The sequence below is a fragment of the Nocardioides korecus genome (genome assembly GCF_054778395.1).
The window spans coordinates 218,858-235,060 of record NZ_BAAGZO010000004.1 but is presented as its reverse complement, the minus strand read 5'-3'; the positions used below and the strand labels follow the sequence as shown (position 1 = coordinate 235,060).

The 16,203-nt window shown below is 73.4% G+C and carries 13 protein-coding genes; 6 read left to right on the top strand and 7 right to left on the bottom strand.

Features of this window, described 5'->3' with window-relative positions; genetic code table 11:
• Nucleotides 1-90 precede the first annotated feature (90 nt).
• From fusA to trmB, 4 genes are all read left to right on the top strand, one after another.
• Complete coding sequence (fusA, locus tag ACYVDA_RS09635; protein WP_460818152.1) at nt 91-2,151, top strand: elongation factor G; 2,061 nt, start codon at nt 91-93, stop codon at nt 2,149-2,151.
• 71 nt (nt 2,152-2,222) lie between these two features.
• Entirely contained in the window at nt 2,223-3,416 is a 1,194-nt protein-coding gene (gene tuf / locus ACYVDA_RS09630; protein ID WP_460817687.1) for an elongation factor Tu, read from the top strand.
• Nucleotides 3,417-3,610: 194 nt separating this feature from the next.
• Nucleotides 3,611-6,436, top strand: coding sequence for a choice-of-anchor U domain-containing protein (locus ACYVDA_RS09625; RefSeq protein WP_460817685.1), 2,826 nt, complete (start codon nt 3,611-3,613; stop codon nt 6,434-6,436).
• A gap of 21 nt (nt 6,437-6,457) precedes the next feature.
• Nucleotides 6,458-7,180 carry a tRNA (guanosine(46)-N7)-methyltransferase TrmB gene (gene trmB, locus ACYVDA_RS09620; protein ID WP_460817684.1) on the top strand — a complete coding sequence of 241 codons (723 nt, stop codon included), beginning with the start codon at nt 6,458-6,460 and terminating at the stop codon, nt 7,178-7,180.
• A gap of 21 nt (nt 7,181-7,201) precedes the next feature.
• On the opposite strand, the gene ACYVDA_RS09615 is transcribed toward trmB, so the two are convergent.
• Nucleotides 7,202-7,627 carry a hypothetical protein gene (locus ACYVDA_RS09615; RefSeq protein ID WP_460817682.1) on the bottom strand — a complete coding sequence of 142 codons (426 nt, stop codon included), beginning with the start codon at nt 7,625-7,627 and terminating at the stop codon, nt 7,202-7,204.
• A gap of 136 nt (nt 7,628-7,763) precedes the next feature.
• Here ACYVDA_RS09615 and ACYVDA_RS09610 point away from each other — a divergent pair, with 136 nt between their 5' ends.
• A complete protein-coding gene (locus tag ACYVDA_RS09610) occupies nt 7,764-9,083 on the top strand; it encodes an MFS transporter (protein ID WP_460817679.1) in 1,320 nt (439 codons plus the stop codon).
• Nucleotides 9,084-9,101: 18 nt separating this feature from the next.
• Here the strand turns inward: ACYVDA_RS09610 and ACYVDA_RS09605 are convergent, their stop codons facing one another.
• Nucleotides 9,102-9,929, bottom strand: a complete 828-nt coding sequence (locus ACYVDA_RS09605) for an RDD family protein (RefSeq protein ID WP_460817676.1) — start codon at nt 9,927-9,929, stop codon at nt 9,102-9,104.
• A gap of 60 nt (nt 9,930-9,989) precedes the next feature.
• Here ACYVDA_RS09605 and ACYVDA_RS09600 point away from each other — a divergent pair, with 60 nt between their 5' ends.
• Nucleotides 9,990-10,985 (top strand): stage II sporulation protein M, encoded by a 996-nt coding sequence (locus ACYVDA_RS09600; protein ID WP_460817674.1) that lies wholly within the window; start codon nt 9,990-9,992, stop codon nt 10,983-10,985.
• Nucleotides 10,986-11,007: 22 nt separating this feature from the next.
• On the opposite strand, the gene ACYVDA_RS09595 is transcribed toward ACYVDA_RS09600, so the two are convergent.
• The 5 genes from ACYVDA_RS09595 to ACYVDA_RS09575 are packed head-to-tail and all read right to left on the bottom strand — an operon-like array spanning nt 11,008 to nt 16,095.
• Nucleotides 11,008-12,294, bottom strand: a complete 1,287-nt coding sequence (locus tag ACYVDA_RS09595) for a DUF58 domain-containing protein (protein ID WP_460817672.1) — start codon at nt 12,292-12,294, stop codon at nt 11,008-11,010.
• 4 nt (nt 12,295-12,298) lie between these two features.
• A complete protein-coding gene (locus tag ACYVDA_RS09590) occupies nt 12,299-13,324 on the bottom strand; it encodes an AAA family ATPase (protein WP_460817669.1) in 1,026 nt (341 codons plus the stop codon).
• Nucleotides 13,321-14,481: a DUF4350 domain-containing protein gene (locus ACYVDA_RS09585; protein ID WP_460817666.1), complete on the bottom strand. Its 1,161-nt coding sequence runs from the start codon at nt 14,479-14,481 to the stop codon at nt 13,321-13,323. The genes ACYVDA_RS09590 and ACYVDA_RS09585 overlap by 4 nt, the downstream gene beginning before the upstream one ends.
• Nucleotides 14,478-15,131 carry a DUF4129 domain-containing protein gene (locus ACYVDA_RS09580; protein ID WP_460817664.1) on the bottom strand — a complete coding sequence of 218 codons (654 nt, stop codon included), beginning with the start codon at nt 15,129-15,131 and terminating at the stop codon, nt 14,478-14,480. The genes ACYVDA_RS09585 and ACYVDA_RS09580 overlap by 4 nt, the downstream gene beginning before the upstream one ends.
• 4 nt (nt 15,132-15,135) lie before the next feature.
• Complete coding sequence (locus tag ACYVDA_RS09575; protein WP_460817662.1) at nt 15,136-16,095, bottom strand: hypothetical protein; 960 nt, start codon at nt 16,093-16,095, stop codon at nt 15,136-15,138.
• Between the last annotated feature and the right edge of the window lie 108 nt (nt 16,096-16,203).

Genomic DNA, 16,203 nt, shown 5'->3' with positions numbered 1-16,203 from the left:
CCACCACCACCACTAACCCGAGGGGATCGAAGACCTACCGTGGCCGTCGACATCACCACTGACCTCAACAAGGTCCGCAACATCGGCATCATGGCGCACATCGACGCCGGCAAGACCACCACCACCGAGCGGATCCTGTTCTACACGGGCATCACGTACAAGATCGGTGAGGTCCACGAGGGCGCTGCCACCATGGACTGGATGGAGCAGGAGCAGGAGCGCGGCATCACCATCACGTCCGCCGCGACGACCTGCTGGTGGAAGCAGCACCAGATCAACATCATCGACACCCCCGGGCACGTGGACTTCACCGCCGAGGTCGAGCGCTCGCTGCGCGTCCTCGACGGCGCCGTCGCGGTGTTCGACGGTGTCGCCGGCGTGGAGCCGCAGACCATGACGGTGTGGCGCCAGGCCAACAAGTACTCGGTGCCCCGCATGTGCTTCGTCAACAAGCTGGACCGCACCGGTGCCGACTTCTGGCGCTGCGTCGACATGATGGTCGAGCGCCTGAACTCCACCCCGCTCGTCCTCCAGCTGCCGATCGGCGCCGAGGGCGACTTCATCGGTGTCGTCGACCTGGTCGGCATGCGTGCCCTCACCTGGCGCGGCGAGACCACGATGGGCGAGGACTACGAGGTCGAGGAGATCCCGGCCGAGCTGGCCGACCAGGCCGCGGAGTACCGCGAGAAGCTGCTCGAGACCCTCTCCGACGCGGACGACGCGATCATGGAGAAGTTCCTCGAGGAGGGTGAGTTCACCGTCGAGGAGATCGAGGCCGCGATCCGTCGCGCCACGCTCGCCGACAAGATCAACCCGGTCCTGTGCGGCACCGCGTTCAAGAACAAGGGCGTCCAGCCCCTGCTCGACGCGGTCGTCAAGTTCCTGCCCTCGCCGCTCGACATCGACGGCATCCAGGGTCACTCGGTCAAGGACGAGGAGGAGGTCATCGTCCGGCAGCCGTCCGACGACGAGCCGTTCTCCGGCCTGGCCTACAAGATCGCCACCGACCCGCACCTGGGCAAGCTGATCTACGTCCGCGTCTACTCCGGCAAGCTCACCGCCGGCACCACGGTGTTGAACTCCGTGAACGGGCGCAAGGAGCGGATCGGCAAGGTCTACCAGATGCACGCCAACAAGCGTGAGGAGATCGCCTCGGTCGGCGCCGGCCAGATCGTGGCCGTCATGGGCCTGAAGGACACCAAGACCGGTCACACCCTGTGCGACCCGCAGAACCCGGTGATCCTCGAGTCGATGACCTTCCCCGCCCCCGTGATCGAGGTGGCCATCGAGCCCAAAACCAAGGGCGACCAGGAGAAGCTCGGCACCGCGATCCAGCGCCTGTCCGACGAGGACCCCACGTTCACCGTCAAGGCGGACGAGGAGACCGGCCAGACCATCATCGCCGGCATGGGCGAGCTCCACCTGGAGATCTTGGTCGACCGGATGAAGCGCGAGTTCCGCGTCGAGGCCACCGTCGGCAAGCCGCAGGTCGCCTACCGCGAGACCATCCGCAAGAAGGTCGAGAAGCACGGCTACACCCACAAGAAGCAGACCGGTGGGTCGGGCCAGTTCGCGAAGGTGCAGATCAGCCTCGAGCCGAACATCGACCCCGAGACCGGTCACGGCGCGGGCTACGAGTTCGTCAACAACGTCAGCGGCGGTCGCGTCCCCAAGGAGTACATCCCCTCGGTGGACCAGGGCGGTCAGGACGCCATGGAGTTCGGCGTGCTCGCCGGCTACCCCATGGTCGACGTGAAGTTCACGCTCGAGGACGGCGCCTACCACGACGTCGACTCCTCCGAGCTGGCCTTCAAGATCGCGGGCAACCAGGCCTTCAAGGAGGCCGCCCGGATGGCCAAGCCCGTCCTCCTCGAGCCGATGTTCGCCGTCGAGGTCGTCACCCCCGAGTCCTTCATGGGTGACGTCATCGGTGACATCAACTCCCGTCGCGGCCAGGTGCGCGCGATGTCGGAGCGCTCGGGCGACCGCGTGGTCGACGCCCTCGTGCCGCTGTCCGAGATGTTCGGGTACGTTGGTGACCTGCGGTCGAAGACCTCTGGTCAGGCGTCCTACTCCATGGAGTTCGACTCGTACGCCGAGGTTCCCCAGAACGTCGCCGACGAGATCGTCAAGAAGGTCCGCGGCGAGTAGCGTCCGCACGACCCTCGGCACCACACACCAGTTCACACACGAGTCAAGTACCAACAACAGGAGGAGCCCCCGTGGCTAAGGCGAAGTTCGAGCGGACCAAGCCGCACGTCAACATCGGAACCATCGGTCACATCGACCACGGCAAGACGACGTTGACCGCAGCGATCACCAAGGTGCTGCACGACAAGTACCCCGACCTGAACGCTGCCTCGGCCTTCGACGAGATCGACAAGGCCCCCGAGGAGCGTCAGCGCGGTATCACCATCTCGATCGCGCACGTCGAGTACCAGACCGAGAACCGTCACTACGCGCACGTCGACTGCCCCGGTCACGCGGACTACATCAAGAACATGATCACGGGTGCGGCGCAGATGGACGGCGCGATCCTGGTCGTGGCCGCCACCGACGGTCCGATGCCCCAGACCCGCGAGCACGTGCTGCTCGCCCGCCAGGTCGGCGTCCCCGCCCTGGTGGTCGCGCTGAACAAGTGCGACATGGTCGACGACGAGGAGCTCATCGAGCTCGTCGAGATGGAGGTGCGCGAGCTCCTCTCCGAGTACGAGTACGACGGCGACGACATCCCCGTCGTCCAGGTCGCGGCCTTCCCGGCGCTCCAGGGCGACGAGAAGTGGGGCGAGTCGATCCTCAAGCTCATGGACGCGGTGGACGAGTACATCCCGCAGCCCGTCCGCGAGACCGAGAAGCCCTTCCTCATGCCCGTCGAGGACGTCTTCACGATCACCGGTCGTGGCACCGTCATCACCGGTCGCATCGAGCGCGGCATCGTCAAGGTCAACGAGACCGTCGACATCATCGGCATCCGTGAGGGCAAGCAGTCCTCCACGGTCACCGGCATCGAGATGTTCCGCAAGCTGCTCGACACCGGCGAGGCCGGCGAGAACGTCGGGCTGCTGCTCCGCGGCACCAAGCGCGAGGACGTCGAGCGCGGCATGGTCGTCATCAAGCCCGGCACCACGACCCCGCACACGAACTTCGAGGCGTCGGTCTACATCCTGTCGAAGGAGGAGGGCGGCCGTCACACGCCGTTCTTCAACAACTACCGCCCGCAGTTCTACTTCCGTACCACGGACGTGACCGGCGTCGTGACCCTTCCCGAGGGTCGCGAGATGGTCATGCCGGGCGACAACACCGACATGATCGTCGAGCTGATCCAGCCGATCGCCATGGAGGAGGGTCTCCGCTTCGCGATCCGCGAGGGTGGCCGCACCGTCGGCGCCGGCCGGGTCACCAAGATCACCAAGTGATCGACCTGATCTAGCGTTCCACCAGAACGGCCCCGGACCTCACGGTCCGGGGCCGTTCTGCGTCCCCGCGGCAGGACCGCAGGTCCGGGGCTCAGGCGCGAGGACGTGACGACTAGACCGGCAGGTGCGCGGCGCAGCCGTGGTCCCGGATCGGGCCTACTGTGACCTGGCTCACACGAGGCGGGGAGAAGCGCATGCGGATCCGAGTGCTCAGCTCAGCGGTGGTGGTGCTGCTCGCGTGCCTGGGCGGTCTGGTCCCGGCCGGCACGGCGCAGGCGGAGACGCTCTACCGGGTCGTGGTCCGCGCACCGAACGTCGGCCAGGGGCCGATCGGCAGCTACACGATCGGCGCGAGGAACACCGACACCGGCAAGGCGACCGGGTTCCAGTCGAACAACTACGCGGTCGACGGAACGGTCATGAACCTGCCGGCCGGGCCCTACGAGTTCTCGTTCCGCTTCAGCGGCGCGGTCACCTACAGCACCCAGTCCGGCGCCAAGGGCGGAGTCTCCTACGCCAACACGGTGGTGCGGCAGATCACCGGACCGACGACCGTCTCAGCTGCGACCCGCCCGTCGTCGACCACCACGCTCCACTTCGTCGACAGCGGCGGTCAGCCTGCGACCATGCAGTCGCTGACGATCGACTGCCAGGGTCCGCAGAAGGACCTCACCGCGACCACCCGGTGGACCACGTGGCGTTACGACTACGTCCCGCCGGCCGCGCCGGCCTCCGACTTCACCCTGGCCGCCTACCCCGCAGCCGCCGGGTGCACGCTGACGGGCACGACCGCCGCCGCGAGCGGCAGCACCTCCCTCAGGCGCGTGCTCGACTTCCCCGCCTTCGAGGGCGACCAGACGGTGACGGTGCCCGACCGGGTCACCATCTCCGGCGAGCTCCCGCTCCCCGACGAGTCCGGGCCCGGCCTGTTCCTGTCGATGACGACCTCGGACGGGTGGGCCGGGAGCACGAACGGGACGTCGGGGGCGTTCTCGGCCACCGTCCCGAGCGGCACCGGTGACCTCTCGCTCTTCGGCGTCACCGACCTCTCCCGGGTCCGGTACCTCGTCCACGACTTCCACGCCGTCGACGGTGCGACGGTGACCCCGCGGATCGACTACGCCCCGGCACGTCTGCACGCGCAGATGCCCGACGGGTCGGAGACGACGGCGGACAGCATGGTGTGCACGCGGGTCGAGGCCGGATCCAGCACGACGGTGACCACGGGCATCGGGGTCCAGGGCGGACACCTCCCCTTCGGAGCGGGGTGGTCGTGCCAGGTCGTCCAGACCGTCGGGTACACCGACGGCGGCCAGCCGGTGAACGTGACGAGCCGTTCGTTCTCCCCGTCGGCCGGGGGCGACGAGTACACCTACGTCGTGGGCACCGGGACGTTGCTGGACGGCCCACCAGGCACGAGTGCGGACGCCGACGGTGTCCCCGACGCGGTGGAGGACCTCGGACCGAACCACGGCGACGGCAACCTCGACGGGACACCCGACTCGACCCAGCCGGAGGTCGCGACGCTGCCCGCTCTCGGCCAGCCGCCCGGCTCCGGCAGCACGTTCCTGACCGTGGCAGGGCCCGCGGGGTCCGCCCTGGTCGGGGTGGCGACCCTGACGCCGTACGAGCTCTCCACGCCGCTCCCAGACGGGGTGTCCCTGCCGGCCGGGCTGGTCTCCTACACCGTGACGGGGGTGCCGAGCGGCTCGACGCAGACCGTCTCGATCTACCCGGCCTCCATGGCGGGGGTGAACGGCTACGCCAAGTACGACCTGAGCAGCCAGGCCTGGTCGGTCCTGCCGGCCGGCCGCGTGACGATCGCCGCCGACCACCTCGACGTCAGGCTGACCGACGGAGGCACCGGCGACGCGGACGGCGTCGCCAACGGCGTCATCGTGGACCCGGGGGGTCCGGCCGCCGTCCCCGCGCCGGTCGACACCACACCGCCCACCGTGACCGGGACGGCGACGACCGACCCCAACGCGAACGGCTGGTACCGGGGCGACGTCACCATCCACTGGACCGTCCGCGACGACGGTCCGGGGACCGTCGGCGCGCCACCGGACACCGTCGTCACCGGCGAGGGTGACGACCTGACCGCGACCTCCTCCCCGGTCTGCGACGCCGCGGGGAACTGCGCGACGGGCACGGTGACGGGGATCGAGATCGACCGGACGGCACCGGTGGTGACCGGCTCGACCACGACCCAGCCGAACGCCGCGGGCTGGCACACCGGCCCGGTCACCGTGCACTGGGTCGCCGACGACGGCGCCGCCGCGAGCAGCGGTGTGACCGCCCCACCGGCCGACACGACGTCGAGCAGCGACGGCCACGACGTCGCCGTCACCTCCGACAGCGTGTGCGACCGCGCGGGCAACTGCGCGACCGGCCGCGTGGAGGGCCTCGAGATCGACTCCACCAAGCCGGCGATCGCGGTGTCCGGGGTCTCGCAGGCCACGTACACCCTCGGTGCGGGGCCGGCGCCCGCGTGCGCGGCCAGCGACGCCACGTCGGGCCTCGCGGCCGCGTGCACGGTGAGCACCACCGGCACCGGGCCGGGCAACGGCGTGGGGACCTTCACCGTCCGCGCCGCCGTCACGGACCGCGCGGGCAACACCGCGGTGACGAGCACGAGCTACCGGGTCGTCTACAGGTTCGACGGGTTCGCCCAGCCGATCAACGACCCGACGACCGCCCCCGGCTCGCCCACGAGCACCTTCAAGACGGGCGACACGATCCCGGTGCGGTTCACGCTGCGGAACGCGGCCGGTCAGCCGGTGTACCCGAGGTCGGTCCCCCCGTGGACGACGCCGGTGCGGGGGGCCGCCACGAAGGCGGCCGTGAACGAGTCGGTCAACAACGGTGGTGGGTCCACCGGGTCGTCCTACCGTCTGGTCGCCCCGGGGGCGTGGGGCTACGACTGGTCCACCAAGGGGGTGGCGGCCGGCTACCTCCAGACGGTCTCGGTGGCCCTCGACGACGGCACCACCCACGTGGTGGTGCTCGGCCTCAGGTGAGCGCCGCCTAGGCTCCTGCGGGTGACCGAGCGACTTCCCCCCGCCCGCCCGCACCAGACGTTCAACGAAGACGGTCAGCGGATGCGGGAGGTGCTGACCTACTCGCGCCGCAGCGCCCGGTTCACCCCGTCGCAGCAGGAGAGCTGGGACGCCCACCACGAGGCCTGGGTGGTGCCCGAGGAGGCGGTGGACCGGCCCGGTTTCAGCTGGCCCGCGCTCTTCGGCCGCGAGGCGCCGATCATCGTCGAGATCGGCTCGGGCGTGGGGGAGGCCACCGCCGCGCTGGCCGCGGCCCGCCCGGCGTACGACGTGGCGGCGCTGGAGGTCTGGCGCCCCGGCATCGCGCACACGCTGGGCCTGGTCGCCGAGGCCGGCGCCGACAACGTGCGCCTGCTCGCCGTCGACGCCGTGTGGTGCCTGGAGCACCTCTTCGACCCCGGCGGCGTCGAGGAGCTGTGGACCTTCTTCCCCGACCCGTGGCCCAAGAAGCGGCACCACAAGCGGCGGCTCGTGACCGCCGAGTTCGCCGCCCTCGTGGCGACCCGGCTGCGGCCGGGCGGGGTGTGGCGGCTGGCCACCGACTGGGAGGAGTACGCCGGTCGCATGCAGGCCGTCCTCGACGCGGAGCCGGGGCTTGCGGGTGGGGTCGTGGAGCGCTGGTCGGACCGGCCGATGACGAAGTTCGAGCGCAAGGGGCGGGCGGCCGACCGGCCGATCACCGACCTGGCCTACCGCCGGGTCTGAGCGCGGAGCCGGGCCGCACCGCTAGGGACCGCCGGTCTCCCAGCTCAGGCCGGCCTGCTCCAGGGCGTGCTCGAGCCGGAGCCGCTCGGCCTCGCGGTCGATGCCCAGCGCGGGCAGCTCGGGCAGCCGCGTCGGCACCGCCAGCGCCCGCGCCGTGTCGGCCAGGACCAGGTCGTAGGCAGCGACCGTGCCGCGGTGGCGCGCCATCGGCACCCCGGGGCGGGGGCTGCACGCGAGCGGTCGCAGCCGGCGCAGGTCGGCCGCCAGCCGCTCCAGCGGGGGGCCGTGGGTGGCCGGCGCCTGCGGGGCGAGGAGGTGCAGCCGCCGCGCGAGCGCCCGGCCCCGGTCCACCACGACGTGGCCGTGGATCACGGCGCCGAACAGCGCCACGGGCACCAGGGAGATGCCGATGACCTTCGCGAAGCCGATGAGGACCGTCCCGTCCATCCCACGACGCTAGGTCGGGTCGGGCCCCCGGACAAGGGGGGTCCCACGCCGGGGCCCGCCACCGTGGCCCGGTCCGGGGGTCGTCCGGCAGGCGTCCGGGCGGCCCGGGACCGCCGGTGGTCCCTAGGATCAGCGGGTGACCGCGACCGTCGAGCCCGAGGTGCGCACGCGCTCCCGCGCCTGGTGGGTGGCGGGGGCGACGATGGCCGCGCTCGTCGCCGCCGCCGGGTTCCGCTCCTCGACCGGTGCGCTCCTGGAGCCGCTGGAGTCGGAGTTCGGCTGGTCGCGCGCGACGACGTCGGGAGCGGTGACCCTGAACCTGGTGGTCTACGGCCTGACCGCCCCGTTCGCCGCCGCGCTGATGGAGCGCCTCGGCGTGCGCCGGGTGGTGGCGGCCGCCCTCACGATGGTCGCGATCGGCTCCGGGCTGACCCTGGTGATGACGTCGTCGTGGCAGCTGTGGCTGCTGTGGGGCCTGCCGGTCGGGGTCGGCACGGGCGCCATGGCCCTGGTCTTCGGGGCGATCGTGGCCAACCGCTGGTTCGTCCGGCACCGCGGCATCGTCACCGGCCTGTTCTCGGCCGCCAGCTCCACCGGCCAGCTGATCTTCCTGCCCGCGATCGCCCAGCTGGCCCAGGGCCCCGGGTGGCGCTGGGCCGCCGGGCTGGTCTCGGCGTTCGCCCTCCTGCTCGTCCCGGTGGTGCTGCTCGTGCTGCGCGACCGCCCCAGCGACGTGGGGGAGCGGCCCTACGGCGCCCCCGCGGCGTACGTCGAGCCGGTGGTCGCGCACGACGGCCCCGGGCCGGCGCGGGTCGCGCTCACCACGCTGCGGCAGGTCAGCCGGCGCTGGACGTTCGGGGCGCTGTTCCTCACCTTCTGGATCTGCGGCTGGTCGACCAACGGGCTGATCGGCACGCACTTCATCCCCGCTGCCCACGACCACGGCATGCCGGCGACGACCTCGGCCTCCCTGCTCGCGCTGATCGGGGTCTTCGACATCGTCGGCACGATCGCGTCGGGCTGGCTGACCGACCGGGTCGACTCGCGCCACCTGCTGTTCGCCTACTACCTGCTGCGCGGGCTCTCGCTGCTGGTGGTGCCCAACCTGCTGGGCCCCGACGTGCAGCCGAGCCTGTTCCTGTTCATCGTGTTCTACGGCCTCGACTGGGTGGCGACCGTGCCGCCGACCGTCGCGCTGTGCCGGATCCACTTCGGGCTGGAGCGCTCCGGGGTGGTCTTCGGCTGGGTGTTCGCCTCGCACATGGTCGGCGCCGGCATCGCTGCGTCGTACGCCGGGTGGGTGCGGCAGGGCCTCGGCGACTACTTCGTGGCCTGGATGACCGCCGGCGGACTGTGCCTGCTGGCGTCGGTGATGTGCCTGTCGATCCCGCGCAAGGTCGACCCCGAGCGCGAGCACGCGCTGACCGGCGTCGGCGAGGAGTCGGCGCAGATCTGAGCCGGTTCCACGGGTGGCTCAGCCCAGCCGCTGGGTCAGCCGCCACCGCTGGTCGGCCTCGCGCCACAGCCGCCGCTCGTCGCGGGCGCGGCGCTCGGCGGCCACGGCGGCGAGGAAGTCCTCGGGTGGGGTGCCGGCGGGCGGGGGTGGTGCCACGTGGCGCGACACCTCGCCCACGATCCGGTCCAGCAGCACGTGGTGCGCCTGCGGAGACAGGGTGCCGGAGCGGGCCAGCACCTGCCGCACCGCCAGGGCCAGGGGGTCGGGCAGGGGCGCGAGGTCGGCGTGCGCGGCCCACGCGGCCAGGTGGGGTGGCATCTGCACCGGCCAGGGCAGCTCGAGCCGGAACCGGTCGCGCACGACGTACGTGCCGGCGACCAGGTCGCCGAGCCGCTTCCCGCGGCTGTTGACCACGGCCGTGACCAGGGCGGGCACGCCGCTGAGCACCCAGATCTCCACCACCCCGACCAGGTGCCGCACGAAGGCGTGGTGGAAGGAGATCGGACCGGCGTCGTCGCGCACGGTGCGCAGCCCGGTGGCGAGCTTGCCCAGGGTGCGGCCGCGGGTCAGCGTCTCGAGCACGGCCGGGCCGAGGACCAGGGCCCCGGCCGCGGTCACGACGGCCGCGACGGCGGCCAGCGCGTCGTCGGGGGCGACCAGCGAGCCCACCACGATGCCGGCGAGCAGCACGCCGAACGAGACCGCCAGGTCGATCAGCCCCGAGACCAGGCGAAGGCCCAGGGAGGCCGCCGGCAGCTCGAGCGCGACCGCCTCGCCGGTGACGAGCTGGTCGTGCTCGTCCCACAGCGGCGCCGCGGCGTGCGGGTCACCCGGTGGCGTGGACATCGCGAGCAGCCTAGGTCGTTCCCGGTCGCCCGCACCGGGGTTCGCCCTACGCTGCTGGGCATGGACCTCGACGCCTACGTGCACGCGCACCGGGCGACTTGGGACCGGCTCGACCGGCTGAGCCGGCGCCCGCCCGCCTCCGGGCGGGAGGCCGACGAGCTGGTCGACCTCTACCAGGAGGTCGCGACCCACCTCAGCGTGATCCGGTCCGGGGCCTCCGACCCCTCGGTCGTGGCCTACCTCAGCGCGCTCCTGGCGCGGGCGCGCACGCGCGCCTCGGGCACCCGCACGCCCGCCTGGAGCGGGGTGGCCGACTTCTTCGTGCGCCGCTTCCCGGCCGCCCTGCACCGGACCCGGCGCTGGTGGCTGAGCGCGATGCTGGGCAGCTACGCCCTGACGGCCGTGGCGCTGTGGTGGCTGGTGGAGCACCCGCAGGTCGAGCAGTCGCTGCTGGACCCGCGCCAGGTCTCCGCGCTGGTCTCCCACGACTTCGCGGACTACTACTCCGCGTCGGCGGCCTCGCACTTCGCCGCCCAGGTCTGGACCAACAACGCCTGGGTGGCCGCGCTCTGCATCGCGCTCGGGGCGTTGGGCCTGCCGGTGATCTACGTGCTGGCCCAGAACATGGTCAACCTCGCCCTGGTCGGCTCGATCATGGTCCGGCACGGCCGCGGGGAGCTGTTCTTCGGGCTGATCCTGCCCCACGGCCTGCTCGAGCTGACCGCCGTGTTCGTGGCCGCCGGGGTCGGGCTGCGGCTGTTCTGGTCGTGGGTGGCCCCCGGTCCCCGTTCGCGGGCGCAGTCGCTGGCGGCCGAGGGCCGCTCGGCCGGAGGGGTGGCGATGGGGCTGGCGGTCGTGCTGCTGGTCTCGGGACTGATCGAGGCGTTCGTGACGCCCTCGGGCTTGCCGACCTGGGCCCGGATCGGCGTCGGGATCCTGGTCGAGCTGGTCTTCCTGGCCTACGTCTTCGTCCTGGGTGGTCGTGCCGTGCGCGCCGGCTGGACCGGTGACGTCGACGCCTCGCTGCTGGAGGACCGGGTCGCGACCGCCGCCTGAGCGGCCCGGGAGGCACGCGGGCTCAGAGCAGGCCGCGCGCCTTCAGCGACAAGTAGTGGTCGGCCAGCCGCACGGGCAGGTCCTCGGCGTCGGCGTCGAGCACGCCGACCCCGAGCGCGCCGAGGAGGCGGGCGGTCGCGTCGCGCTGCCCGGCAGCCTGCTCCGCCGCTGCGGCGTCGTACGTCGCCCGGGCGTCGTCGCGGCTCCGGGCCAGGCGGTCGATCTCGGGGTCGCGCACCGAGGCCAGGACGACCCGGTGGCGCGAGGTGAGCGGGGGGACCAGGGGCAGCAGGCCGGCCTGGACGGCCGAGGGCTCGAGCGCGGTCAGCAGCACGACCAGCGCCCGCTGACGCCCGAGCGAGTCCACCGCTCCCACGAGCCGGCGCCAGCTGGTCTCGGCCAGGACCGGCTGGAGGCCCGCCATGGCCTCCTGGACGGCCCCGACCACGTCGCGCCGGTGACTGCCCTGCAGCCGCGTGCGGACCGTGAGGTCGCCGGCCACGAACGAGACCCGGTCGCCGGCGCGAGCCGCCAGGGTGGCGAGCAGGAGGGCGGCGTCCATCGCGGAGTCCAGCCGCGGCACGTCGTCCACCCGGCCGGCCGAGGTGCGGCCGGTGTCGAGCACGATCACCACCCGCCGGTCGCGCTCGGGCTGCCAGGTGCGCACCACGACCGACCGGCTGCGGGCGCTCGCGCGCCAGTCCACGCTGCGCACGTCGTCGCCGCCGACGTACTCCCGCAACGAGTCGAACTCCGTGCCCTGGCCCCGCACCCGCACCGCCGCGCGGCCGTCGAGCTCCCGCAGCCGGGCCAGGCGGCTCGGCAGGTGGCGCACCGACGGGAACGCCGGCAGCACGCGCACCGTCCCCGGCACCCGGAGCGCTCCCTGGCGTCCCGCGAGACCGAGCGGGCCCAGGAGCAGCACGGTGACCCGGTCGGTCCGCAGGTCGCCACGACGAGTCGGGCGCAGGTGGGTGACCAGCTCCTGCCGGCTCCCGGCGTCGAGGTGCAGCCGGTGCCGCTCCCCGGTCGCGCCCGCCGAGGGCTGCCAGGCGTCGCGCAGGCTGCCGCGCACCCGCCGGGTCGCCCCCACCTCCAGGACGGTCGACCCCGGGTCACCCTGACGGACCCGGCCGACCGGACGGCGCACGACGTCGAGGGTCGAGCGACGCGGGGCGAGCAGGACGTCGAGACCGACGAGCACCAGCACCAGGAGGACCCAGAGCAGGACGGTCGTCCCCGAGGGCAGCAGCACCACCGGGAGCAGGCCGACCAGGACGAGCAGCGGGACCCGCCAGGTGATCGCCACGGCGTCAGCGCGGGACCGGCACGGAGCCGATCGCCGCGCTGAGCACCTGGCTGACGACGACGCCCTCGAGCTCGGCCTCGGGGCGCAGGGCGAGCCGGTGGGCCAGGGTGGCGTGGGCGACCGCCTTCACGTCGTCGGGGGTGACGAAGTCGCGCCCGCCCAGCCAGGCCCAGGCGCGGCTGGAGCGCAGCAGCGCCGTGGCGCCGCGGGGGCTGACGCCCAGGCTCAGCGAGGGGGCCTGCCGGGTGGCCCGCGCGATGTCCACGATGTACGCCGCCACGTCGTCGGCCACGCGCACCGAGCGCACCGCCCGGATCCCCGCCTCCACGTGGACGGCGCCGGCGACCGGCCGCACCCCGGCGCCGACGACGTCCTGGGGGTCGAACCCCGCGGCGTGGCGGGCCAGGATGGCCAGCTCGTCGTCGCGGCCGGGCACCGGCAGGTGGACCTTGAGCAGGAAGCGGTCGAGCTGGGCCTCGGGCAGCGGGTAGGTGCCCTCGTGCTCCACCGGGTTCTGGGTCGCGGCCACCAGGAACGGCGAGGGCAGCCGTCGACTGCGGCCGTCGGTGGAGACCTGCCCCTCCTCCATCGCCTCCAGCAGCGCCGACTGGGTCTTCGGTGGCGTCCGGTTGATCTCGTCGGCGAGCAGCAGGTTGGTGAAGACCGGGCCCTCGCGGAAGGTCAGCTCGTGGCCGCCGCCTTCGATCACCAGGGAGCCGGTGATGTCGCCGGGCATCAGGTCGGGGGTGAACTGCACCCGGCGGGTGTCGACGTCCAGCGCCGCCGCGAGGCTGCGCACCAGCAGGGTCTTGGCGACCCCGGGCACGCCCTCCATCAGGACGTGGCCGCGGGTGAGCAGGGCGACCAGCAGCCCCGAGACCGCGGCGTCCTGGCCGACGACCGCCTTGGCGACCTCCCGGCGTACGGCCTCGAGGGCGTCGTGGGCGGCCGCCGCGTCGGGGCCGTCCGGGGCCGATGCCCCGGGGCTGCCACTGGTGTCGGCGGTGCCGGTGGGGGAGTGCTCTGTCATGGGCTGCGTACCTCGTCCTCGAGCTCGAGCAGACGCGGGCCGAGACCGACCAGCGGGGCGTCCTTCCGGGAGCCGGCGGCCCCGGAGGTGGAGCCTGTGAGCAGGTCGTGCACCTCGCGCGGGTCGCGGCCCGTGCGGGCCGCCACCGCGGCGACGAGGGCCTCGGTGCGGGTGCTGCGCGGCAGTCCCAGCACCTCCAGCAGCCGGCGTCGGGTGGCGCCGGCGAGCACGTCGGCCACGTGCTGCCGGTCGGCGGTGCGGCGGTAGAGCCGGCCCCGGCTGCGCGTCGACTCGACGGCGCGCACGACGACCGGGAGCGGCTCGGTGACCAGGGGGCCGAGTCGACGGCCGCGCCAGAGCACCAGCGCGACCAGCGCGGCGCTCAGCAGCAGCAGCGAGGGCACCAGCCAGGGGGGCAGCAGCCCGGCGAGGTCGACCCCGTCGTCGGCCGGGGTGTCGGCGCTGTCCGCGACATACCACAGCACCGAGTCGCCCTGCCCGAGCAGCCGCAGCCCGACGGCGGCGTTGTCGGCCTCGCGCAGGTGGGTGTTGGCCAGCGAGCCGGGGGAGCTCAGGGTCCAGGTGCCGCCGACCCGGCCCAGGGTCGCGCCGAAGCACCCGGTTCCGTCGAGCCCGTCGAGCCCGTCGGCGTCGCGGGCGCGCAGGGACAGGCCCCGGACCAGGGGGGTGTCGCAGCCGGCCGTCCGTGTGCCCGTGACTGCGCCCGAGGTGTCGACGTCGAGCAGCGCGGCGAGCGTGGCCGCCGGGCCCACCAGCACCAGCGCCGCGGCCCCATCGGCGTGGCGGCGCAGCGTGCGCAGGGTGCTGGGGCCGAGCTCGCCGGGGTCGGTGACCACCACGGTCGTGCCGGCGTCGACCGGGGTGGCGAGCAGCTGGTCCTGGCCGCGGGCGACGGTCACGGGTGCGCCGTGGGCGTCCAGCACGCGGGCCAGCGCCTGGGCCCCGTCGCGGCCCGGGTTGCGCGGGTCGAGCGCGCCGTCGAAGCGCGCCGAGTCGCGGGTGAGCACCGAGACCACGACCAGCACCAGGAGCATGCCCGCCCCCACCACCCACGGCGTACGCCGACGGGTGCGGGCCGCGCGCCCCGCGGTCCCCCCGGTCCCGGGTCTCGCCGACAGGGTCGTCGTGGCGCTCATCGGGGCGCCGCCGCCACCGGGCCGGTGACGCGGGCGCCGCCGGGGGTGGCGCGGGCCAGGTCGCGCTCCAGCTCCACGGCCGCGCGCGCCTGGTCCTCGCCGGTCGGGCGGTCGCCGTACCTCGTCTCGTCGAAGGTGCGCCCCACCTGCTCGAGCCGCCCCTGCTCGGCCGGGAACAGCCGCGCGGCGTCGGCGGTGATCTCGTGCACGGTCACGCCGGCCCGCTCCGGCGCGAGGCCGCGCTCGACCAGGGTCGAGGTCAGGGCGCGGACGGCCTCGAGGACGGACTCGTCCCAGCGACCGGCAGCCAGGGCCGCCTCGGCCCGGGAGCGGTGGGCCACGGCCGGGTCACGACCGACGGCGAACACCTCCGCGGACCCGGCGGGCAGCGCGGGGTTGGCGCCGAGGCGGGAGAGCAGGAACGCCCCGAGGGCGACGACCAGCACCAGCAGGAGCAGACCCACCAGCGGCGAGAGGCCGCTGAGGGCGTCGGGCGTCGCCGAGACGCGGTCGAGCAGCTCCCCGAACCATCGCTGGGCCCGCTGCAGCAGCGACTCCTGGTACTCGGGCCGGGCCAGCTCGCGACTCACCCAGTCGCGGGCCGTCCCCGGGCCGGGGTCCACCACCACCGGGATCAGCACGAGGTTCACGGGGTCACCGCGGCCGCTCCGGGGACCCCGGCCCCAGCGTGCGGTCGATCAGCTCGATGTCGAGCCCCTCCTTGCGGAACCGCTGGTCGAGGTAGAGCAGCACCAGGACGCCGGAGGTGAAGGGGCCGATCAGGGCCCCGGTGAGGATGGTGGAGACGTGGCTGGTCAGCAGCGTCCCGGCCAGGGCCCAGCTCGGCGGCAGCACGAAGAGCCCGACGGCACCCAGGATCGCGAACGGCACCCCGATCACCTGGCCGACGACCGTGGCTGCGAGGTTGGCGAGCAGGTAGATCCCCAGGATCCGCCAGAACTGGCCCCGCGACAGGGCCGCGGCCCGGCGGAAGGAGGCCAGGACCCCGGTGCCCTCGAGCACGAGCGCGGGGGCCGCGAGCAGGACGTAGCGGACGTACAGGACGAACATCACCACCACCCCGGCCAGGACGCCCAGGACCACGAGCAGCACCGTCAGCACGTCGTTGCCGGTCGCCAGGCCGAGGAGCAGGGCGATCCCGGTGGGCAGGCCGACGACCACCAGCGCGCCCAGCGTGACCAGCGCCGTCAGCCCGAGCAGCGGCAGCAGCCGGCCCCGGGTGCCCTGCCAGGCCTGGGCGGTGGTGATCCGGCGCCCGAGCACGGCCTGCTCGACGACCCGCACGATCAGCCCGGTGATGACGATGCCGGATAGGCCGGAGAAGACCGCCGTCACCAGCGAGGACAGCACGAAGCCGAGGTCGGTGGGACCCAGGCCGGTCGAGCCGCCCTCGTCGAGCGGGTCGACCGACGGCAGCGTCCCGGTCGCCCCGAGCACGAGGGTCCCCACGATCGGCACCAGCATGAAGGCGAAGGTGACCAGCAGCGCCATCCCGACCGTGGCGCGCGGGTTGCGCCGCACCGTCTGCAGGGCCCCACCCAGGATGTCGCCGAGCAGGAGCGGGCGCAGGGGGACGATCCCGGGCTTGTGCACGAGTGGCCCGTACGCCGCCGGGCCCCACGGAGCTCCCGGACCCTGCGGTCCCGGTGGGGGCGGCCCACCGAGACCGGCGGGGCCGCCGGGCCCGGCAGCGGGACGGCC

What these genes read in the sequence shown, in the direction of transcription:
- fusA (WP_460818152.1), top strand. Translation starts at nt 91, where the DNA reads ATGGCGCACATCGACGCCGGCAAGACCACCACCACCGAGCGGATCCTG.
- ACYVDA_RS09625 (WP_460817685.1), top strand. Translation starts at nt 3,611, where the DNA reads ATGCGGATCCGAGTGCTCAGCTCAGCGGTGGTGGTGCTGCTCGCGTGC.
- ACYVDA_RS09615 (WP_460817682.1), bottom strand. Translation starts at nt 7,627, where the DNA reads ATGGACGGGACGGTCCTCATCGGCTTCGCGAAGGTCATCGGCATCTCC.
- ACYVDA_RS09605 (WP_460817676.1), bottom strand. Translation starts at nt 9,929, where the DNA reads ATGTCCACGCCACCGGGTGACCCGCACGCCGCGGCGCCGCTGTGGGAC.
- ACYVDA_RS09600 (WP_460817674.1), top strand. Translation starts at nt 9,990, where the DNA reads ATGGACCTCGACGCCTACGTGCACGCGCACCGGGCGACTTGGGACCGG.
- ACYVDA_RS09590 (WP_460817669.1), bottom strand. Translation starts at nt 13,324, where the DNA reads ATGACAGAGCACTCCCCCACCGGCACCGCCGACACCAGTGGCAGCCCC.
- ACYVDA_RS09585 (WP_460817666.1), bottom strand. Translation starts at nt 14,481, where the DNA reads ATGAGCGCCACGACGACCCTGTCGGCGAGACCCGGGACCGGGGGGACC.